Origin of the sequence: Bartonella sp. MU70NMGDW (genome assembly GCF_042194085.1) — a bacterium.
In the GTDB taxonomy this organism is placed as follows: domain Bacteria; phylum Pseudomonadota; class Alphaproteobacteria; order Rhizobiales; family Rhizobiaceae; genus Bartonella; species Bartonella grahamii.
This window is the reverse complement of sequence record NZ_JBHIMK010000301.1, coordinates 1-1386: the sequence shown is the minus strand read 5'-3', so window position 1 is coordinate 1386 and position 1386 is coordinate 1. Positions and strand designations below refer to the sequence as shown.

Annotated in this window: 1 protein-coding gene; it reads left to right on the top strand. The window is 36.4% G+C overall.

The genetic code is table 11. The features are described from left to right. Positions 1-117 precede the first annotated feature (117 nt). Positions 118-1137 (top strand): ketol-acid reductoisomerase, encoded by a 1020-nt coding sequence (gene ilvC / locus ACFIKE_RS10605; protein WP_375627121.1) that lies wholly within the window; start codon positions 118-120, stop codon positions 1135-1137. Positions 1138-1386 lie beyond the last annotated feature (249 nt).

Sequence of the window (1386 nt, the reverse complement as noted above, 5' to 3'; positions counted from 1 at the left end):
TGTTCTTATAAGCGGTGTTTTTTGTCTTTATAAGTGTGTGATGCACTGAAGATAATGTTTCTTATTTAATAAAAATAATCTGAAATCCAGTTTAAATAGAAAAAGAAGGAAGTTTTTATGCTTGTTTATTATGATCGTGATGCGGATGTTAATCTTATTAAAGGGAAAAAAGTAGCCATTGTTGGTTATGGTTCTCAAGGGCGTGCGCACGCTTTAAATTTGAAAGATTCCGGTGTAAAAAATGTGCAAATAGCTTTGCGTTCAGGGTCGGAAACAGTTAAGAAAGCTATGGCAGATGGTTTTGAAGTGGTGAGTGTTGCGGAAGCAGCAAAATGGGCAGATCTCATCATGATGGCAACACCAGATGAATTGCAAGCTGATATTTACAAAGAGCATATTCATGATCATTTACGTGATGGGGCAGTGATTGCTTTTGCGCATGGTTTGAGCATTCATTTTGGCTTGATTGAACCTAAAAAACACGTTGATATCGTGATGATTGCTCCTAAAGGTCCAGGGCATACAGTTCGTCATGAATACCAACGTGGTCGTGGTGTTCCTTGCTTAATAGCGGTGGCACAAGATGCTTCAGGGCATGCTCATGATGTAGCATTGTCTTATGCATGTGGTCTTGGTGGTGGACGTGCTGGGGTGATTGAAACAACATTTAAAGAAGAGTGCGAAACTGATCTTTTTGGTGAACAAGCGGTTCTCTGTGGAGGTCTTGTTGAACTGATTCGAGCAGGTTATGAAACATTAACACAAGCAGGTTATGCACCGGAAATGGCTTATTTCGAGTGTTTACATGAAGTTAAACTGATTGTTGATCTCATGTATGAAGGGGGCATTGCAAATATGAATTATTCGATTTCTAATACAGCTGAATGGGGCGAATATATGTCTGGTCCACGCGTAATTACGGATGAAACCAGAGCAGAAATGAAACGTATATTGAAAGATATCCAAACAGGTAAATTTACATCAAATTGGATTCAAGAATATAAAGCTGGTGCTGCTCATTTTAAAAGTATGCGGCGTTTAAATGATAATCACCCTATTGAAGAAGTTGGTAAAAAACTTCGTTCTATGATGCCTTGGATAAAATCTAACGCTTTGGTTGATAAAGAGCGTAATTGAAGCTTCTACAGAGATGTTTTGTCAATAGCTTTTATAATTTTATAGATAAATATCAAAAAAGGGTAGCTTTAGTTACCCTTTTTTATATGTTTTGTGCGACATAAGCTTTATTTTTTATTTTTTTGCATAATTCTTTTTTCCAAAAAGAAAGTATAGAATTCCTAGAAATATGAACCACGCTGGAGTGTATTTTAAAGCTATGGCAGTATCAGCTTCTAATGACAATAAATAAATAATGAATGCAAAGAA

Excerpts from the sequence above, each read along its gene's own strand:
- ilvC (WP_375627121.1), top strand. The coding sequence starts at position 118 with ATGCTTGTTTATTATGATCGTGATGCGGATGTTAATCTTATTAAAGGG.